The 3428-nt window shown below is 73.3% G+C and carries 2 protein-coding genes; both read left to right on the top strand.

Going from position 1 to position 3428, the window contains the following annotated elements:
- The coding region (locus CCN56_RS34555; RefSeq protein ID WP_107484269.1) for an MMPL family transporter at positions 1-1938 on the top strand (1938 nt) is incomplete at its 5' end.
- A 79-nt stretch (positions 1939-2017) separates the two neighbouring features.
- Positions 2018-3370: a metallophosphoesterase gene (locus CCN56_RS34550; RefSeq protein WP_086831755.1), complete on the top strand. Its 1353-nt coding sequence runs from the start codon at positions 2018-2020 to the stop codon at positions 3368-3370.
- The last annotated feature ends 58 nt before the right edge of the window (positions 3371-3428 follow it).

Raw genomic sequence — 3428 nt, 5'->3', positions numbered from 1 at the left:
TCTCCAGGGCCCGCCCGGCCCGCTGGAGCGGCCGGGCGGGCCCTGGAGAAGGAGCTGGCCGCACAGGACGGGGTCGCCGAGACCGCCTCGTTCTGGTCGCGCGGCGGTTCCCCCGTGATGCGCTCGGAGGACTTCGGGCAGGCGATCGTCATCGCCCGCATGCAGGGCACGGTCACCGAGGCCCGCACCCGACTCGCCGAGTTCGCGCCGGAGTTCGCGCGGGACGACGCCACCGTGCGGGTGGAGGTCGGTGGCGGCGACGAGGTGTTCCGGCAGGCGGCCGCGCAGGCGCGGACCGACTTCCTGCGCGCCGAGCTGATCGTCTTCCCGCTGGTGCTGCTCCTCCTCGCCCTCATCTACCGGCGCTTCAACGCGGCGCTGCTCACGCTCGGCATGGGGCTCTTCTCGGTCGTCACCACCCTGGCGCTGATGCGGATCCTGACCTCCTTCACGGACGTGTCGACGTTCGCCGCCAACCTGACGCTCGTGATGGGCGTCGGCCTCGGCGTGGACTACTCGCTCTTCGTCATCAGCCGCTTCCGCGAGGAGCTGACGGCCGGGCGCGAGGTCGCCGAGGCGACCCGGCAGGCGGTCGGCCGGGCGGGCCGCACGGTCGCGTTCAGCGGTCTCACGGTCATCGTGTCGCTCGCCTGCCTGATGCTGTTCCCGTTCCCGTTCCTGCGCTCCTTCGCGTACTCGGGCATCGCGGTCGTCCTGACCTCGGTCTTCGCCGCGCTCGTGATCCTGCCGGCCGCGCTGACCCGGCTCGGTCACCGGATCCAGCGCAAGAAGCCCGCCCCCGCCGGCGCGACCGGCTGGTGGCACACGACCGCCCTGCGGATGATGCGCCGCCCCCTGGTGTACGGCGTTCCGGCGCTGGCCGTGCTGCTCGCCCTGGCCTCCCCGACGCTCGGCATCAGCTTCGGCACCCCTGACGACCGGGTGCTGCCCGCGTCGACGTCCAGCCGTGTCGTGCAGGACCAGATCCGGGCCGGTTTCGCGGCGGAGGAGATGGACGCCGTCCAGGTCCTGCGCAAGGGCCTGCCGGGCACGTCCGCGAACTCCGCCGCCATCGAGAAGAACGCGCTGGCGCTCTCCGAGGTCCCCGGCATCCAGCAGGTCGACGCCCTGACCGGTTCGTACGCGGAAGGCCGCCGGATCCTCGGCCCGAACGACTCGTCGCAGCGGTTCGCCGACGAGGCCGGCACCTGGTTCTCCGCCGTCCCGAACCAGAAGGCGCTGTCCGCGGACCCCGACCGGATCCTGGCGGACGTCCGCGCGGCGGCCGGCCCCGCGGACGAGGTGCGCGTCGGCGGCTACCCGGCCGAACTCGGCGACTTCCGCGGCGTCCTGGTCGACCGGCTGCCCGTCGTCTTCGGCCTGATCCTGCTCGTCACCTTCGTGATCCTCTTCCTGATGACGGGCAGTCTGCTGATCCCGCTGAAGGCGATGGTCCTCAACGCCCTTTCCATGGCGGTGATGTTCGGCGCCCTCGTGTGGGTCTTCCAGGACGGCAACCTCTCCTCGCTGTTCGGCTTCACCGCCACCGGAACCCTGGAGCCGTCGATCCCGATCCTGATGTTCTGCACGGCCTTCGGTCTGTCCATGGACTACGAGGTGTTCATGCTGTCCCGGATCAAGGAGGAGTACGACCGGACCGGCGACACCCCGGCCGCCGTCGCCTGGGGCCTCGAGCGCAGCGGTCCGCTGATCACGGCGGCGGCGGTGATCCTCGCGGCCTCGTTCGCGACCTACGCCTCCTCGGGGATCGTCTACCTCAAGATGCTCGGCCTCGGCATGGTCGTGGTGATCCTCGTCGACGCCACCCTCATCCGCGCCGTCCTCGTCCCCGTCCTGATGCGGCTGGCCGGGCGGGCCAACTGGTGGGCCCCGGCGCCGCTGAGGCGTCTGCACGCCCGCTTCGGCATCGCGGACTGAGCGGACCGAGAACCCGGGGTCCGGGGGCGGGCCGCCCCCGGACCCCCCGTCGGCAAGGAACGGAAGAGAGAAGCACCCCATGCTGGGAATCGGCCTCTACGCGGCCATGGTCGTGGGCTCCGCGGTCATCCACTACTACCTGTGGGTCCGCCTGGTGCGCGACACCACCCGCCCCGGGACCCGGGGCCGCGCCTGGGGCACGGCGGCCGTCGCCGTCTCCGCGGTGCTCGCGCCCGCCACCCGCATCTCCATCCCCTACCTGGGGCCGGCGGACGGGCGCTGGATCGCCTGGCCCGGCTACGTCCTGATCGGGGTGCTGCTGTACCTGCTGACGGGGCTCGCGGTGGCGGAGGTCCCGCGCGCGCTCCTCGCCCGGCGCATCCGCGCGGAGGAGCGGGCGACGGGCGCGTCCGTCCCGGCGGCCGCCCCGGCCGTGGCTCCCGAGCCGGTGCCGGCGGGCGCGGCGGCGCCCGTGGAAACCCGTAGGGGGGAGCCGGGGGAGCACGGAGGGACGGCCGGTGCCACCGGGGAGCCGCCGACGCGTCCCCCGGTCGCGACCGGGGGCGACACCGTCACCCCCGCGCCCCGGCTGGTCGACCGGCGGCTCTTCCTGGGCCGGACGGTCGGCGCGATCGTCGGGACGACCGCGCTCGGCACCACCGGGTACGGGATGTCCGTCGCGCTCGGCGACCCGCGGATCAAGCGGGTCCCGATCGTGCTGCCGAAGCTGGACCCGAGGGCTTCCGGCCTGCGCATCGCGGTCGTCAGCGACCTGCACCTGGGGACCATGCTCGGCCGCTCGCACACCGAGCGCGTCGTCCGGACGATCAACGGCCTGGAGGCCGACGTGGTCGCGATCGTCGGCGACCTCGCCGACGGCACCAGCCGCCAGCTCGGCGACGCGATCACGCCCTTCCGCTCCCTGGAGTCCCGGCACGGCACGTACTTCGCCACCGGCAACCACGAGTACTTCTACGACGACGTGGAGGGCTGGGTCGGCGAACTGCGCGACCTCGGCGTCCGCCCGCTCCTCAACGAGCGCCTCACCCTCACCCACAACGGCGCCGCCGTGGACCTGGCCGGGGTGGAGGACGTCACCGGCGAGGAGCACGGCCGGGGGCCCGACTTCGACCGGGCGCTCGGGGGCCGTGACGAGGCCAACCCGCTGGTCCTCCTGGCCCACCAGCCCGTCCTGGCGGAGGAGGCCTCGCGCAACGGCGTGGACCTCCAGCTCTCCGGCCACACCCACGGCGGCCAGATGTTCCCGCTGACCGCCGTCGCCGCCCTCTCCAACCCGGTGCTCTCCGGCCTCGGCAAGGTCGGCGACACCCAGGTGTACGTCACCAACGGGACCGGCTTCTTCGGCCCGCCGGTCCGGGTCGGGACGGCCCCGGACATCAGCGTGATCGAGCTGCGGTCCCCGCAGGACTGACACGAGGCCGGGCACGAGATCGGCATCCGTTCCCCCATGGCCTGCCCGGGGCCGGGCA

Source organism: Streptomyces sp. NRRL B-24572, from assembly GCF_002156145.1.
In the GTDB taxonomy this organism is placed as follows: domain Bacteria; phylum Actinomycetota; class Actinomycetes; order Streptomycetales; family Streptomycetaceae; genus Streptomyces; species Streptomyces vietnamensis.
This window is presented reverse-complemented; position numbering and strand designations above follow the sequence as displayed.